The sequence below is a fragment of the Arenibacter sp. 6A1 genome, assembly GCF_012272855.1.
Lineage (GTDB): Bacteria > Bacteroidota > Bacteroidia > Flavobacteriales > Flavobacteriaceae > Arenibacter.
The window spans coordinates 68,653-86,149 of the sequence record NZ_JAAXCQ010000003.1 but is presented as its reverse complement, the minus strand read 5'-3'; the positions used below and the strand labels follow the sequence as shown (position 1 = coordinate 86,149).

Here is a 17,497-nt window from a genome sequence, read left to right as displayed (position 1 = left end):
CCTGACTTTTAATAGGAAACCACTATCACTTAGTACTATTAGAACAATCCAGCTTGAGTGCCCCCTTTAATTCTTCCCAAATGTTTGTATGCCAAATCAGTGACCTCCCTACCTCTTGGGGTACGCATAATAAAACCCTCTTGGATTAAAAAAGGTTCGTACACCTCTTCCAGAGTTTCGGCACTTTCGGAGACTGCTGTTGCCAAAGTAGTAATCCCGACAGGACCTCCTTTAAACTTATCGATAATAGTACTTAAAATCTTATTATCCATTTCATCAAGGCCATGGGCATCAACATTTAATGCCTTCAAACTATATTTGGCCATTTCAATATCGATCTTTCCATTGCCCTTTATCTGGGCAAAATCTCGTACCCTTCTCAATAGGGCGTTACAAATCCTTGGTGTTCCCCGGCTCCTACCAGCAATTTCTATAGCTGCGTCTATGGTAATAGGTACTTTTAATATCTCTGCACTACGTTCAACGATAGTCGCCAATAGTTCTGTAGAGTAATATTGTAACCTACTTTGAATTCCAAAACGGGCCCGCATCGGAGAGGTCAACAAGCCAGAACGGGTGGTTGCCCCTATTAGCGTAAAGGGGTTCAGGTTTATCTGTACCGACCGAGCATTGGGTCCAGACTCGATCATAATATCAATCTTATAGTCTTCCATTGCCGAATACAAGTATTCTTCGACAATAGGGCTCAAGCGATGAATCTCATCTATGAACAATACGTCCCTCTCCTGCAAGTTAGTCAAGAGTCCGGCTAAATCCCCTGGTTTATCCAATACAGGTCCAGAAGTAATTTTAATACCTACCCCCAACTCATTGGCCAATATATTCGCCAAGGTGGTTTTTCCGAGCCCTGGAGGCCCATGAAACAAGGTGTGGTCCAAGGCTTCGTTCCTTAAGTTCGCCGCTTCTACAAATACCTTTAAATTTTCCAATACCTGTTCCTGACCTGTAAAGTCATCAAAGGATACAGGTCTCAAAGCTCTATCTATGTCCAGCTCTTCCGCTGAATAATTTCCCGTAGTAGGATCTAGGTTCTCGTTCATACAAAAACAAAGATAATTTAATTTAAGGATAATTTTAAGCCGAATCTTGGAATGCAAGCCATATGGAATGTAGAAGCGGCATAAAAAAGCTAAGAAGGCTCTTAATACGCCTTAATTGTTACGTTTGTAGAGTTCTGAAGTGCCTAAAAAATCTTTGAGGGTAATAGTAGCATCCCCGTATATATAGGTTTTTGCATCATCCCTGGAAGAAAGGTGTATGGTCGTAGATACATTTATCTTCGCTGTAGTAGTTCCCGATACATTTGCTACTACGGTAGTAGCCTGTGATTCCGATGCTTTTAAACTAGCGCTTTCAGTTAACTGAAGATGACAACTGTCTACCGTCCCACCTATATCCGCCTTGGAATTATTTTTTAACGTAAGAAACTGGCTCTTGTTGGAAGTGTATAACTTTAGTTCACTTTTATCATCCATAAAGAGATATAAGGAATCGCTAACAATATTATAATTGCCCCAACTGCGATCCTTCATGTTGATATCTACTTGCTGCGTACTAGCATTGAATTCCAATTTAGAATTCCCATAGGTATTCACCATTAATTGATCTGTAGTAAAGTGATCCTTTATTTCTAGTTTTCCATCGTAAAGGGTTATAGCGTTTAAGTCCATAAAATCGATTACAATATTCAGTTTTTTACTAGATGTAATCTTATAAAAAGAACTAATGGCCAAGGTATCCTCGATAACTTCTAGCTTTAGAACACCAATTAAATTCTCATCGGCAGTAATATTATAGCCTGTACTGGATCCTTTTTGAAGAACAATATCCAAATCGTCTTCTAACCGTACTGCAGAGAAGGATGGCAAGGATTCCACGACTTCTGTAACCGCTCTGTTCCCTTTTATTTTAGGTTTTCTTTGGGCATAGGACACACAGTAAAAGAAAAGAAGGCAAAGTAGCGCGAAGTTTTTCATAATAGTATGATTTTAATGAGCATTAGAACCTTAGTAGTGCCTAAAGCACAAAAAGCTTTGGCCATTGTTAAAGGAGCAATAGCCCTTTAACGTTCACACTATCCTATTTAATCACTTGCTTTTTTCTCACTCCTATAGCAGAATAGCTACTTTGAAGATACAAAAAAAGTCCATCTTTTGGATGGACTTTTTTTTCTATATAGTATAAGGTTGCTTAATGTTGCAATTCCTCTTCATCTTTTTGTAAAGGTACCGTTTGCGGAACATAATCTTGTCCTGGTATTATATACTCCCCATTTTCATGAGTTTTACTGTAATCATACGCCCAACGGTGAACTTCAGGAATAGCACCAGGCCAGTTTCCGTGAAGGTGTTCTACTGGTGTAGTCCACTCCAAGCTAGTTGCTTGCCATGGGTTTTGCTCTGCTTTCTTACCAAAGAAGATACTCTTTATAAAGTTGTAACAGAAAACCAATTGTACCAAGGCTGCAATGATAGCAAATACAGTCATTAATATTTGAACATCGGCTAAATCGTCGAACATTGGGAATGCTGTGTTTTCGTAGTATCTACGTGGCACACCGGCCATTCCAACAAAGTGCATCGGGAAAAATACCCCGTAAGAACAAATAGCAGTGATCCAGAAATGAACATACCCTAAATTCTTATTCATCATTTTACCATACATCTTAGGGAACCAGTGATACACACCAGCAAAGAATCCGTAGATAGCAGATATACCCATTACCAAGTGGAAGTGAGCTACAACAAAATAGGTATCGTGAACATTAATATCCAATGTACTATCTCCTAAAATAATCCCTGTTAAACCACCAGAAATAAAGGTAGAAACCATTCCGATAGAGAATAACATTGCAGGGTTCAACTGAAGGTTACCTTTCCATAAGGTAGTAATCCAGTTAAAGGCTTTTACTGCCGATGGAATAGCAATCAACAAAGTAGTAAAGGTAAATACCGATCCTAGGAATGGGTTCATTCCAGAGATAAACATATGGTGTCCCCAAACGATTGTAGATAAGAATGCGATAGCCAATATAGAAGCGATCATCGCTCTATAACCAAAGATTGGTTTACGCGCGTTTACTGCCATAATTTCAGATACGATACCCATCGCTGGTAAAATAACGATATATACTTCTGGGTGTCCAAGGAACCAGAAAAGGTGTTCGTACAATACAGGCGATCCTCCTTGATAATGCAATACTTCACCTTGGATAAAGATATCCGATAAGAAGAACGAAGTACCGAAACTTCTATCCATGATCAGCAATAAGGCTGCAGCGAACAATACTGGGAAAGAAATAACTCCAATAATAGCAGTAACAAACAATGCCCATATTGTCAAAGGTAATCTAGTCATAGACATCCCTTTGGTTCTTAAATTGATAACAGTTACGATATAGTTTAGAGATCCCAACAAAGAGGATGCAATAAAAATCGCCATCGCCACCAACCATAAAGTCATACCCAATCCAGATCCTGGCTGTGCCTGTGGTAAGGCACTTAACGGAGGATACACTGTCCATCCTGCTGCGGCAGGCCCTGATTCAACGAAAAGGGAAATTACAATGATCACACTAGCTAAAAAGAATAACCAGTAAGACACCATGTTCATAAACCCGGAGGCCATATCCCTAGCGCCAATTTGCAATGGAATTAATAGGTTACTAAAGGTACCACTTAATCCGGCTGTCAGTACAAAGAATACCATTATGGTACCGTGAATCGTTACCAAAGCAAGATAAACATCGGCGTCCATTACTCCACCTGGAGCCCATTTACCCATTACTGCCTCGAACAAAGGAAACGCTTCCCCTGGCCAAGCCAATTGCATTCTAAATAATATAGACATCGCAATCCCTATGAAGCCCATGATCAATCCAGTAACTAAATACTGCTTAGAAATCATTTTGTGATCTTCACTAAAAATATACTTGGTCACAAAGGTTTCTTTGTGATGATGTCCGTGATCATCAGAATGGTCCTCTACGTGTGCGTGTGCTGTTACAGACATAGTTGTATTTTTATTGTTTTAAATTATTGTTCTTAGTTAAAGCGTAATTTATTGTACAGAAGCCATGCTTTCTCCAAAGCTTTTCTGCTCAGCCATCCATTTATTGTACTCCTCTTCGGTTTCTACAATAATTTTCATCTGCATGTTATAGTGCGATTTTCCACAGATCTTGTTACATAACAATACATAGTCAAATTCCCATGGATCTGTGTTCTCTTCACCCTTCGCTGCTCTTTCAGCTCTTTGTTTATTGATCCCTTTTACCTTTTCAACAACATCCGGCTTTTGTCTCATCTCGGCAGTTGTAATGGTTGGGGTAAAGGAGAACTGGGTTATCATCCCAGGAACACAGTTCATCTGTGCTCTAAAGTGAGGCATATACGCAGAGTGCAGCACATCTTGAGATCGCATTTTAAAATTCACTTTACGCCCTACTGGTAAATGTATCTCTCTAACGATAACATCATCGGCAGCATTAGGATCGGCCATGTCTATTCCTAGAATATTGGCATTATCTATATCGATCATCCTTACGTTGGCATCTCCTAAAACGTTATCATCTCCTGCATACCTTGCTGTCCAGCTAAATTGCTGTGCATACAATTCAATAGTAATAGGATCGTCCTCATCATTAATGTCCATTATGTTAGTCCATGCATACAATCCCCAAAGAATCAAACCAGACAATACAATTACAGGAATAATAGTCCAGATAAACTCTAAACGATCATTATCTGCAAAGAACAAGGCTTTTTTACCTTTTTCTCCTCGGTATTTAAATGCGAAGTAGTGCAACAATCCCTGTGTTAAGGTCTGCACCAAGAAAATAATAATAAAAGAAACCAACATTAATGAATCGTACTCCTCTCCGTGCTCTGAAGCGGCCTCAGGCAAAAGTACCTTTGTATATTTCCAGAAGCTGAAAATAGTCAAAGCATAAATGAAGATTAAGAAAGCGAACATTAAATACCCATTGTATTTATTATCCGTATCGTTTGCTATTTGCGAATTGTCGGTTTTAATCTGTGACAATTCGAATATCTTGGTCATCTGCCAGATAGCGATTGCTACTAAAATTAAAACAATTATGGTCAATAATGGAGTCATCGTATGATATGAAATTATACTTTAATATTTACTAATAGTGAAAATGCTTACTCTCTTCTATAAACGGATTACGTTTTGGTTGTAATGGCGCTTTAGACAAGGCTCTGAAGACGAAAAATATAAACATCCCCAAAAAGAACAATACAGAACTAATTTCTGGTATCCCGATAGACCATTGGTCTCCAACGGTTCCAGGCATAATAGCGGTATAAATATCCAAGTAATGGCCAAATAAAATAACCACACCCGTCATAACTACAAACCAGTTTACCCTTTTAAACTCACTGTTCATTAACAGCAACAATGGGAACAAAAAGTTTAAGGCTACCATACCAAAGAACGGTAATTTATAATCGGCAATTCTCGATACAAAATACGTTACCTCTTCAGGAATATTAGAATACCAAATCAACATAAATTGTGAGAACCATAAATAGGTCCAGAAAATACTTATCCCGAACATAAATTTAGCCAAATCGTGAATGTGACTATCATTTACATCTGGTAAATACCCTTTAGATTTTAGGTAAATGGTTACCAAGGCTATCACTGTAATACCTGATACGAACATTGAAGCAAAGATATACCATCCAAACAACGTACTAAACCAGTGCGGGTCTACACTCATGATCCAGTCCCATGACATGATCGATTCTGTGATCAAATAAAATACTAAAAATGCCGCTGATATTCTAAAGTTCAATTTAAAATTAGAATCGTCATTGGATTCATCCTGTGCCAATGATAACTTTCTAGAATACTCTCTATACAATATCCATCCTCCTAAGAAAATAGCTGCTCTTATTAAGAAGAAGGGACCGTTTAGGTAACCTGCTTTTCCTAATAACAACTTATCGTTCGCTACTACATCGGCATCCATCCATACGAACAAGTGGTTCATATGAGCTACCGATAAGGCCAATATTATAAATACAGCTATACCACCAGGAACCAAATAGGCCGTGATTCCTTCCATAACCCTAAACAATAAGGGCGACCAACCTGCTTGTGCAGCGCGTTGGATGGCATAAAAGGCCAGCACTCCCAATGATATCATCATAAAAAAGAAGGCTGCTACATACAGGGCCGACCATGGTTTATTTTGCAATTGATGCAATAAATGTTGGTCGTGAGATGCATCATGCGCTTCGCCATGTTGAGCATCGGCACCATGAGCTTCCGCTTCCACAGCGTGGGCATCACCATGACCACCACCCTGAGCGGCTACTATTGCCTTTGCCTCTTCTACAGTACTTGGCGCAGCCATAAAACCGATACCCATTCCTAAAACGCCAACAGCCATTAGAATGAAGGAGGCAATTTTTAATCTATTTGAAAAAGTATACATATTGCTAATATCTAGGTCTTATTTTGTTAAATCTTGTTTCAATTTCATCACGTATTCAGCAACCTGCCAACGTTCTTCGATATCCAATTGACCGGCATAAGAACCCATTGAGTTCAATCCGTAGTAAATGGCGTGATAGGTAGATCCTACAGTGATATTTCTAGCAGGATCTGCATAGGAAGGAATCCCTAAAATCTTCTCTCTTTTTACCAAGTCTCCTTGTCCATCTCCTTTATCTCCGTGGCAAATACCACAGTAGATATCGTACATTTCCTTACCCACTTTTAAATTCTCTTCTTGTTTTGAAGCATCTAATGGACTTGGGTTTTCCCTTGCTATTTCCTTACCTTCAATCGTATTCTCTATCCCATAAGGCATCCACCCTCTCGCGATGGTGTGTTCTGCAGGAAGCCCTGCTTCCATCCCATTAGGTAAAAAGTCTACTTTCTGATAGGCTTCGTAACCTACAGATTCGTACATGTCTGGCATGAATTGGTAGTTTCTGTTATTTTTATCGGAACAAGAAACAACGAATAATACCGAACATAAAACGATTCCTATTTTGCTTAAACTGCTCATAATATCTTTGACTACTTTTCTGTAATATTAATTTCTACCGCTCCAGTATCCATCAACAAGTCTTTTAATTCTTGTTCGTTATTATGGATTTCTATTTCCATTAGGAAATGGTCATCGGTTGTACGTACGTCTGGGTTCTCAGCGTCTTTAAAAGGCCATAACCTACTTCTTAAAAAGAAGGTAATTACCATTAAGTGAGCTGCAAAGAAAACCGTCAACTCAAACATAATAGGCACAAAAGACGGCATATTCTCCAAGTAGCTAAAACTTGGCTTTCCACCAATATCCTGTGGCCAGTCCTCGATCATTATATAATTCATCATGACTACCGCTACCGTAAGTCCAACACATCCGTATAAAAATGATGTAATTGCCAATCTTGTCGGAGCCAATCCCATTGCCTTGTCTAAACCATGAACTGGAAAAGGACAATAAACTTCCTCTATATGATGTTTAGCTGCTTTTACTTTTTTAACCGCAAGCATTAACACATCGTCATCATCGTAAAATGCATGTATAACTTTAGACGCCATAATTATTTCTTATTGTTTAAAATCGTTGCTTGACCTGCCCAATCATCTCTTAGTGCCCTTCCAGGGAAAGACTCTGTAATAGAATCCAATAAATCATATTCCTTTTGGGTCATTTTACTTAGCTGAGCAAAAGTAAACACTCCCATCTGATTTAAAGCTTTCTCCATTAATGGACCAATACCTTTCACCTCTTGTAAATTGTCCGGTGCTCCTGTTGACGGGTCGTATTTTCCAATCGCCTCTAAAAGTACCGCTAATTTCTCCTGATTTTTCTCGGTAGACAAAGCAGTTTCGCTAACGATTCCTTCCTTTACCACAGTTGTTTTAGTGATCGTATAAGTAGGCTTCCCAGCATCTCTTAACTTTTTATACTTCTCTCCTGAAGATTTCAAGATAGATTTTACCTCGGCCTGTGCAATCACAGGGAAGGTTCTAGCATATAATAAGAACAGTACAAAGAAGAATCCAATGGTTCCGATAAATATTCCGATATCTACAAAGGTCGGAGAGAACATTGTCCATGAAGATGGCAAGTAATCTCTGTGCAAAGAAGTTACGATAATAACGAAACGTTCAAACCACATTCCAATGTTTACCACAATAGAGATAAAGAAAGAGAACATGATACTTGTTCTAAGTCTTTTAAACCACATAAACTGTGGAGAGAACACGTTACAGGTCATCATGGCCCAATAAGCCCACCAGTAAGGTCCGGTTGCTCTGTTTAAGAAAGCATACTGTTCGTATTCAACACCAGAATACCATGCCACGAACAATTCCGTAATGTAGGCACAACCTACAATAGAACCTGTTAACATGATTACGATATTCATCAATTCAATATGCTGAACAGTAATATAAGACTCTAGGTGACATACCTTTCTCATGATGATCAACAAGGTGTTCACCATTGCAAATCCAGAGAAAATAGCTCCAGCAACGAAGTATGGAGGGAAAATAGTGGTGTGCCATCCTGGGATTACCGAAGTAGCAAAGTCAAAAGATACAATGGTATGTACCGAAAGTACCAATGGTGTTGCCAATCCTGCCAGTACCAAGGAAACTTCCTCAAAACGTTGCCAATCCTTAGCACGTCCTGTCCAACCAAAACTAATTAAACTATATATTTTCTTTTGGAACGGCTTTACTGCCCTATCACGGATCATTGCGAAATCTGGTAACAAACCAGTCCACCAGAACACTAAGGATACTGAAAGGTAGGTCGAGATCGCAAATACATCCCAAAGCAAGGGAGAGTTAAAGTTTACCCATAGGGAACCAAATTGGTTCGGTATAGGCAATACCCAATATGCCAACCATGGACGACCCATGTGCACAATCGGGAACAATCCTGCCTGCACCACCGAGAAGATGGTCATTGCTTCGGCAGAACGGTTAATAGCCATTCTCCATTTTTGTCTAAATAACAATAGTACGGCAGAAATCAAGGTTCCTGCGTGGCCGATACCTACCCACCAAACGAAGTTGGTAATATCCCAGGCCCAGCCTACTGTTTTATTTAATCCCCATGTACCGATACCCGTAGATACCGTATAGATTATACAACCAACACCCCAAAGGAATGCCGCTAATGCGATGGAAAATACAATCCACCAATGCTTATTGGCTTTCCCTTCTACTGGAGCTGCGATATCCACAGTTACATCGTGGTATCCTTTGTCTCCAAGAACTAGGGGTTTTCGTATAGGTGCTTCGTAATGCGACGCCATAATTTAATTAATAGTTACGTTCCTGTATAAATTGATTAAGCTTCGTTTGTATTTCTCACTTTTACGTGATAGAAAACATTTGGTTTAGTTCCTACATGCTCCAATAAGTGGTACATACGGTCACTTTCCTTTAATTCTGCTATTTTACTTTCCTTGTCGTTAATATCCCCAAACGTCATTGCGCCGTTGCTACATGCTGCGGAACATGCTGTTTGGAACTCACCATCCTCGACCAAACGACCATCGCGCTTAGCATCTAAAATAGTTTTCTGAGTTTTCTGGATACACATAGAACATTTTTCCATTACCCCTCTAGAACGAACAGTAACATCTGGGTTGATAACCATCTTCCCTAGGTCATTGTTCATATGGTAATCGAACTCGTCATTGTTGCTGTACAAGAACCAGTTAAAACGTCTTACTTTATAAGGACAGTTGTTTGCACAGTATCTTGTACCCACACATCTGTTGTAAGCCATGTGGTTTTGTCCTTGACGTCCGTGTGATGTAGCAGCAACAGGACAAACAGTCTCACAAGGAGCATGGTTACAGTGCTGACACATTACTGGCTGGAAAGCTACCTGAGGATTGGCAGAAGGATCTTCCATATGACCAAATCCGCCCAAGGAACCTTTATCCCCGAACAAGCCATCGAATTCTTCTTTCTTAGTGTTATCCCCTTCGAAAGTTTCTTCAGAAGAGTAGTATCTGTCAATACGCAACCAGTGCATATCCCTAGACTTTCTAACCTCTTCCTTACCAACTACCGGTACATTGTTTTCTGCGTGACATGCTATAACACATGCCCCACAACCTGTACATGCATTTAGATCTATAGACAGGTTAAAATGATGCCCTATAGAGCGATCAAAACTACCCCATAAATCAACAGAACTAGCATCTACCGTTTGGTGATCTAAAGAAACCACAGGAATAACATTCCATTCGCGCGAATCCTTAGTATTAAATATCTCTAGAGTAGTTTCTTTTATAATATCTCCCCTACCCATTAAAGTCTTATGCAACTGCACACAGGCAAACTCATGCATTCCTTGAGTTTTCTCGATACTTACAGATTGTACGTTAGAGAAATCTTTGTACAAAGTATAAGCATTCACCCCTGTTTGCATTTCTGCCTGCATTCCTGCTTTCTTACCATATCCAAATGATAAACCAACAGAACCGTTAGCCTGACCTGGCTGAATGATAACAGGAACATTATTTAAGGCAACACCGTCTACCGCAAGGTTTACATAGCTACCGTTTAAACCGCCATCAGCTACATTCTCATTAACCAAACCTAAACGCTCGGCATCGGCTTTAGAAACAGTAAGGTAGTTATCCCAAGACACTCTTGTAATAGGATCTGGGAATTCTTGCAACCATGGGTTATTGGCTTGTTGTCCATCACCCATACCAACTTTAGAATAAAGAATCAATTCCATTCCTTCATTAGCTGATGCAGACAGACTCTTTAAAGCAGCGGATAAATTAACCGGAGCTTCACCTTCTTCACTTGCTACTACAGCAGCTGCAGCAGTTGTAGTGAATACACCATCGTGCAAAGCTTGGTTCCAGTCACTTTCTCCAAGTATTCCTGTAGACCAAGTCTCTTTAATATAACTGTAATACGTTTTATCACTTCCTAACCAGTTCAACAGAGATGTTTGAAACTGCCTAGAATCGAACAATTCTTTAATAGTAGGCTGTGCCAAACTATAGAATCCTTTTTTCAACTGAGCATCACCCCAAGATTCAAGGTAATGATTCGCAGCACCTACATACTGAACCGCTTCTGTTGTCTCTGTACGGGTTGTAGAAAAAGCTACCGAAAGAGCTACTTTTTCCAATCCTGCTACAAAATCCCCAGCGTTTGCCAAAGAGTACACCGGATTCACACCATCTATCAACAAGGCTCCAACTTTACCAGCTTTCATATCAGCTATTAAAGCATTAACAGCCTTAACACTTCCTTGTCTTACATACTTAGGAGCAGCAGCATCAAAAGCCTTACTACCTAAATATTCATTTATCGCCAAGACTATTGTCTGAGCGTTTATATCGTCAATACCAGTAACAACTACCGTATTCGATTTATTTTTCAATACCTGAGCAACCACAGCATCGATAGCAGCTTTCACATTATCGGAAAGACTAACAGAAACTGAAGTTCCACTTAACTTACCATAGAAATAAGCCAAAGCAAGCTTCTGCTCAGAAGGTTTCAAAGGCACACGCTTATCAGCGTTCGCGCCAGTCAAAGACATATTTGCCTCGAACTGTACGTGTCTCGACATTTTACCGTTCTTTGGAACACGTCCTCTTGAATAACCACTATCATATCCTCCACCTTGCCAATCTCCCAAGAAATCAGCACCGAAAGAAACAATCAATTCTGCTTTTTCGAAATCATAATCAGCCAAAGCTCTTTCGCCGTACTTTGCTTCAAAAGCAGAAAGCGCAGCATCTTCAGAAATAGCATCATATGTTACATGATCCACATTTCCGTAAGCTTCTTTAAACTCAGCAATCAACCTAGAAGTAGAAGGACTCGCATAAGTCTGCGTTAAAACAGCAATCTTCTGAGACCCTCCTTTAAGAGACCCTAATTTTGCTTTTACAGCCGAATCCATTTCTTCCCAAGAAACTGCCTCTCCATTAAACAAAGGCCCTTGCAAGCGATTGCTATCATACAATGACAATACCGAAGCCTGAACACGTGCATTAGCACCGCCAGCAACCTTGGCATCTGTATTGTTTTCTATTTTAATCGGTCTTCCTTCTCTAGTCTTTACCAAAATACTAGCAAAGTCAAAACCATTGGCTATGGTAGTAGCATAAAAGTTTGCTACCCCAGGCACAATATTATCCGGTTTAACTACATAAGGAATAGATTTAGTAACCGGGCCTTCACAAGCAGCTAAGGAAGCTGCAGCCGTACTAAACCCAACATACTTAAGAAAATCCCTTCTATTAGTAGAGCTAGCCGCCAACGTTTGCTTATCCTCCAAGAATTCACCTGTTGGAATCTCCTGAATAAACTCATTCTGTTTTAGCGTCTCAACAATGGAATCGTTAGGATTTAACTCCGCCTCGCTTTTCCAATACTTTTTGTTTGATGACATATGATATATCTAAAATTATCTTCTAGTTAATTTGATTAATAGTGACATTTACCACATTCCAATCCACCCATTTGAGCAGCTGTAAGTTTCTCTACACCGTATTTCTTAGAAAGCTCTTCATGAATTTTTTCATAATAAGCATTCCCCTCTACTTTCACATCTGTTTCACGGTGACAGTTAATACACCATCCCATAGTTAAAGGAGCATATTGATACATCACTTCCATTTCCTCTACAGGACCGTGACAAGTCTGACACTCTATACCTGCTACAGAAACATGCTGAGAGTGGTTAAAGTAAGCAAAATCAGGAAGATTATGCACTCTTACCCATTCCACCGGCTTCGTCTCACCCGTATATCTTTGATTTTCTTTATCCCAACCAACAGCATCATACAACTTCTGAATTTCTTTCGTATAGAATTCATTTGTATACCCATTAGCCAAATCTTCAGCACTCGGTCCTTCCGGATTCCCCTTATACTCATCAATAGACTTATGACAGTTCATACAAACATTCAAAGATGGAATTCCAGAGGTCTTAGAAACCCTGGCAGAAGAGTGACAATATTTACACTCAATATTATTATCCCCGGCATGGATCTTATGCGAATAGTGTATTGGCTGAATAGGAGCGTACCCCTGATCTACCCCTACTTGCATCATATACCCGTAAGCAAAGTAAGCACCGTTCAACAACAAGAAGATTACAAAGACAATTACTAAAAACTGATTCTTAGCAAAAGCTTTCCAAATTGGAGTTCCTTTTTTAGCAGCTTCTTTTTCCAACAACACCCCATTAGCCTCAGCGATACGTCTTAGTGTAGTATTCACCAAAAACAACATCACTACCAACAAGCCAAACACCAACACCAAGGCACCAAGAATCAATTCATTGGAGATCCCAGATGATTGCACCTGACCCGCACCAGCACCAGCTTCCGCACCAGCAACAGGCTTAGGAGTAACCGGAGGCGCATCGGTATACGCTAAAATATCTTCCAACTCCTGATCAGACAAGGTTGGAAAAGCAGTCATCGCCGCCTGATTGTATTCATTGTAAATCTTTACAGCTGCAGCATCACCAGCCTTAATCATGGCTGAACTATTCTTAATCCACGCATACAACCATTCTTTATCATGCTTCTCGGTAATCCCAGCTAAGGGCGGACCGGTCATTTTCTTTGTTAGAGAGTGACACGCAGCACAATTCTGATTAAATAATTGCTTCCCCTTTACAGGATCGCCCTCCCCGGACGACACAGCAGACGACTCCTGAAGAACAGCAGTTTCTTTTGCATGAAGCGAATTGGAAAGCAGTAGTACAACTACCAAACTGACACCTAAAATTCTAGAAATTAGATTGCGGTATGGAACCTTTTTCATATTAAAAATATTTCTGTCGGACTTTTGGCATGATTTTTTCGTATGTAAATAATACACCCTTTCTAAACCACGCCCAAATTGATGGCAAAAATACACAATACACTTTATTTGGGAAATGTTAAGGGATCTATAATGCATAATTTATAACTGTTCTAAATAACATTAAAATATATTGATTGATTCTTAATATTTTACATTTGCAACAAGCTAAAACAGAAAGACTATCACGCTATGAAAACTGCTTCTTTACTCACTTTTTTACTTGCTTCTGCAACTTTTTGCACAGCACAACAAGCCAAAGTCAATATTCAACAAGATCAAAAGATTAACAGCTTGTTAGCGCACTACAAAAGCGTTAACGAAACCAGCAGCCATTACCGCATACAAGTAGGTTTTGGAACCGACCAACAAGCACAAGCACTTAAAACGAATATAGACAAGGACTATCCTACCCTACCAGCTACAATAGATTTCGAATACCCCAGCTATCGAGTTCGGCTAGGAAAATTTAAAACAAAACTAGAAGGAGAACGCACCCTTATGGATGTGCGAAAAAAATATCCCGAAGCGATGTTGCTAAAACCAAAAAAAACGACCAAATAGGTCGTTTTTTTTTGTCTTAATTCCATTTTCAGGAAGAAGTCATTTATTTCAATTTCTTCTTCACTTCAACTTCTTGGAATGCCTCTACGATATCCAATTCTCTAATATCGTTATAGTTTTTCACCTGCAGTCCACAATCGTATCCTTTAGCTACTTCTTTAACATCATCTTTAAATCTCTTAAGCGATGATAGCTCTCCGGTAAAGATTACCACTCCATCCCTAATCAATCTAATGTTAGAATTTCTATAGATCTTTCCAGTAGTTACCATACAACCGGCAATTGTTCCGACTTTAGAAATCTTAAAGGTCTCACGAATTTCCGCAGTACCTGTAATCTCTTCTTTCATCTCTGGAGACAACATACCTTCCATAGCATCCTTAAGATCGTTGATAGCATCGTAGATAATAGAATACATTCTGATATCTATCTCTTCTTTATCTGCCAACATTCTTGCATTCCCCATAGGTCTTACGTTAAACCCTATAATAACCGCATCTGAAGCCGAAGCTAAAAGAACATCGGACTCTGTAATAGGACCTACTGCTTTATGAATAATGTTTACTTGAATTTCTGCCGTAGACAATTTCTGGAAAGAATCGGTCAATGCTTCTACAGAACCATCCACATCCCCTTTCAAGATGATGTTCAACTCTTTAAAGTCGCCCAATGCAATACGTCTTCCGATCTCGTCCAAGGTTATATGACGCTGTGTTCTTACAGATTGCTCACGCAATAACTGAGAACGCTTGGTTGCGATTTGTTTCGCTTCTCTCTCATCCAAGAGCACGTTAAACTTATCACCCGCTTGTGGCGCTCCGTCCAAACCTAATATAGATACTGGTCTAGATGGACCTGCCTCTTTAACGATTTTCCCACGTTCATCGTGCATAGCTTTCACTTTACCACTACAAGTACCCGCCAAGACATAGTCTCCAACTTTAAGAGTACCTGCCTGAACAAGAATAGTGGAAACATACCCTCTACCTTTATCCAAGAACGCTTCTACTACAGTACCCGAAGCCAATTTCTCTGGATTAGCCTTCAATTCTAGAATCTCTGCTTCTAGAAGTACTTTTTCCAACAATTCTTTCACCCCAGTACCCATTTTGGCCGAAATATCGTGAGATTGAATTTTACCACCCCAATCTTCTACCAAAAGGTTCATCTGTGCTAATCCTTCTTTAATCTTATCTGGGTTAGCGTGCGGCTTATCTATTTTGTTTATTGCAAAAATGATCGGTACACCTGCTGCTTGAGCGTGACTAATAGCTTCTTTTGTCTGTGGCATAATAGCATCATCCGCCGCCACTACAATAATAGCAATATCGGTTACTTGAGCCCCACGAGCACGCATCGCCGTAAAGGCTTCGTGACCGGGAGTATCCAAGAAGGATATTTTCTGTCCACCCTCTAAAGTTACCCCATAAGCTCCGATATGCTGGGTTATCCCACCACTCTCGCCTGCAATAACATTTTCTTTTCTAATATAATCCAGCAAAGAAGTCTTACCGTGATCTACGTGTCCCATCACCGTAACAATAGGAGCTCTAGCCACCAAATCCTCTTCTGCATCCGGTTCTTCTACAATACTTTCTTCTAGGTCTGCAGTAACAAATTCTACTTCATACCCAAATTCATCGGCTACAATAGATAAGGTTTCAGCATCCAATCGCTGGTTCATGGTTACCATGATACCTAAGGACATACAGGCCGAAATAATCTTCGTTGTTGGCACATCCATCATAGTCGCCACTTCGCTTGCCGTAACAAACTCGGTAACTTTCAGGATCTTGCTTTCCAATTCTTGTTTTTCAAGATCTTTTTCAGTCTGCTGACGGTGCTGATCTCTCTTATCCCTTCTATACTTGGCGCCTTTACCTTTCTTAGATTTCCCCTGAAGTTTCTCCAAGGTTTCCCTTACCTGCTTTTGAACATCTTCTTCAGTAGGCTCTACCTTTGCGGTCGGAGTAAATCGCTGTCCTGGGGCACGTCTTACTACCGGCCCTCTAGGTCTTGCTCCTGCCGGTTTATTGGCATCGCCTCCCGCTCCTGGCTTGGTAACAATTCGTTTCCTTCTTTTCTTTTTATCGGCAGCATCACCTGCCTTGGCTACTTCCTTCTTTTTCTTAGGTTTCTCAAATTGTGTAAGGTCAATTTTGGCCCCCATAATTTTCGGCCCAGAAAGTTTCTGGTATTTTGTGGTAATCACTTCGGTCTCTATAGCGCGTCCGTCTTCACCAACAATAGCTTCTTTTTTGTCTGTCTCCACCTTCTCGGCTTCTTTTTTCTCTGTTTCTTCCTTCACTGGCGCCTGCTTAACCTCGTCGGTCTTCTTCTCAGTCTCCTTTACTACAGGAACTTCTTTCACTTCCTCTTTTTTTACGGGCGCTGCCTTTTTCGGCTCAGTCTTCACTGGCGCCGCTTTTACAGGTTCCTCTTTCACCGGCTCCTCTTTTACAGGAGCTGGTTTTACTGGCTCTGCCTTTTGAGATTCAGGAGCTGCAGCCTCCACTTTGGGCGCCACTTCTTCTTTTTCTACCGGAGCATCCACTTTGTCCACGGTCTTTTCGACTACAGGTTCAGAAGCTTTCTCAACAGTTGGTTCCGGAGCTGTTTCCGGCTCCTTTACTGTTTTTTCTTCTTCCTTGGGAGCGGCCGGAGTTGCTGCCTTCTTAGGTTGGTCTAGATCTATTTTCCCGACCGTTTTAGGTCCGGCAAGCTCTACTCTTGCTTTCACAATCCCTTCCTTAGCACGCTTCTCTCTTGCGAGTTTTTTCTCTTCTTGCTCTTGCTCCAACTGCAATCTTATAGCCTCCTTCTCTTTCCTCTTCTCTTCACCAACTTCTTTGGACGCAACTTTCTTGCTCATGTCCGTTTGGAACCCGTCCAAAAGAACTTGGTATACCTCATTGGATATTTTAGTAGTAGGCCTTGCTTCTATGTCATGCCCCTTGGACCCGAGATAGTCTACCGCCCGGTCCAATGAAATATTCAGTTCTCTTAGGACTTTATTAAGCCTTATCGTTGCATTATCTGCCATAAATAAATAATT

13 protein-coding genes are annotated in these 17,497 nt (G+C 40.3%); 2 read left to right on the top strand and 11 right to left on the bottom strand.

Annotation, left to right across the window (positions count from 1 at the left end; genetic code table 11):
- Positions 1 to 38 precede the first annotated feature (38 nt).
- From ruvB to HCG49_RS03135, 10 genes are all read right to left on the bottom strand, one after another.
- Entirely contained in the window at positions 39 to 1,061 is a 1,023-nt protein-coding gene (ruvB, locus tag HCG49_RS03180; RefSeq protein WP_168468119.1) for a Holliday junction branch migration DNA helicase RuvB, read from the bottom strand.
- A 111-nt stretch (positions 1,062 to 1,172) separates the two neighbouring features.
- Positions 1,173 to 1,997, bottom strand: coding sequence for a GIN domain-containing protein (locus HCG49_RS03175; protein WP_168468118.1), 825 nt, complete (start codon positions 1,995 to 1,997; stop codon positions 1,173 to 1,175).
- A 214-nt stretch (positions 1,998 to 2,211) separates the two neighbouring features.
- On the bottom strand, positions 2,212 to 4,032 hold the full coding sequence (locus HCG49_RS03170) for a cbb3-type cytochrome c oxidase subunit I (RefSeq protein WP_168468117.1): 1,821 nt from the start codon (positions 4,030 to 4,032) through the stop codon (positions 2,212 to 2,214).
- Positions 4,033 to 4,080: 48 nt separating this feature from the next.
- Positions 4,081 to 5,139: a cytochrome c oxidase subunit II gene (locus HCG49_RS03165; protein WP_168468116.1), complete on the bottom strand. Its 1,059-nt coding sequence runs from the start codon at positions 5,137 to 5,139 to the stop codon at positions 4,081 to 4,083.
- A gap of 31 nt (positions 5,140 to 5,170) precedes the next feature.
- Positions 5,171 to 6,487 carry a quinol:cytochrome C oxidoreductase gene (locus tag HCG49_RS03160; RefSeq protein WP_168468115.1) on the bottom strand — a complete coding sequence of 439 codons (1,317 nt, stop codon included), beginning with the start codon at positions 6,485 to 6,487 and terminating at the stop codon, positions 5,171 to 5,173.
- Between the two features lie 18 nt (positions 6,488 to 6,505).
- Positions 6,506 to 7,066, bottom strand: coding sequence for a c-type cytochrome (locus tag HCG49_RS03155; protein WP_168468114.1), 561 nt, complete (start codon positions 7,064 to 7,066; stop codon positions 6,506 to 6,508).
- A gap of 11 nt (positions 7,067 to 7,077) precedes the next feature.
- Positions 7,078 to 7,599: a DUF3341 domain-containing protein gene (locus HCG49_RS03150; protein ID WP_168468113.1), complete on the bottom strand. Its 522-nt coding sequence runs from the start codon at positions 7,597 to 7,599 to the stop codon at positions 7,078 to 7,080.
- 2 nt (positions 7,600 to 7,601) lie between these two features.
- Complete coding sequence (gene nrfD, locus HCG49_RS03145) at positions 7,602 to 9,329, bottom strand: NrfD/PsrC family molybdoenzyme membrane anchor subunit (RefSeq protein WP_168468112.1); 1,728 nt, start codon at positions 9,327 to 9,329, stop codon at positions 7,602 to 7,604.
- Positions 9,330 to 9,364: 35 nt separating this feature from the next.
- Positions 9,365 to 12,454, bottom strand: a complete 3,090-nt coding sequence (locus HCG49_RS03140) for a TAT-variant-translocated molybdopterin oxidoreductase (RefSeq protein ID WP_168468111.1) — start codon at positions 12,452 to 12,454, stop codon at positions 9,365 to 9,367.
- A gap of 35 nt (positions 12,455 to 12,489) precedes the next feature.
- A complete protein-coding gene (locus tag HCG49_RS03135) occupies positions 12,490 to 13,839 on the bottom strand; it encodes a c-type cytochrome (protein ID WP_168468110.1) in 1,350 nt (449 codons plus the stop codon).
- A 231-nt stretch (positions 13,840 to 14,070) separates the two neighbouring features.
- On the opposite strand from HCG49_RS03135, the gene HCG49_RS03130 reads away from it, so the two are divergent.
- Entirely contained in the window at positions 14,071 to 14,442 is a 372-nt protein-coding gene (locus tag HCG49_RS03130) for an SPOR domain-containing protein (RefSeq protein ID WP_168468109.1), read from the top strand.
- A gap of 43 nt (positions 14,443 to 14,485) precedes the next feature.
- On the opposite strand, the gene infB is transcribed toward HCG49_RS03130, so the two are convergent.
- Positions 14,486 to 16,612 (bottom strand): translation initiation factor IF-2, encoded by a 2,127-nt coding sequence (infB, locus tag HCG49_RS03125; protein WP_410488979.1) that lies wholly within the window; start codon positions 16,610 to 16,612, stop codon positions 14,486 to 14,488.
- Between the two features lie 31 nt (positions 16,613 to 16,643).
- Here infB and HCG49_RS18800 point away from each other — a divergent pair, with 31 nt between their 5' ends.
- Positions 16,644 to 16,934: a pentapeptide repeat-containing protein gene (locus tag HCG49_RS18800; RefSeq protein WP_410488981.1), complete on the top strand. Its 291-nt coding sequence runs from the start codon at positions 16,644 to 16,646 to the stop codon at positions 16,932 to 16,934.
- Positions 16,935 to 17,497: the final 563 nt, after the last annotated feature.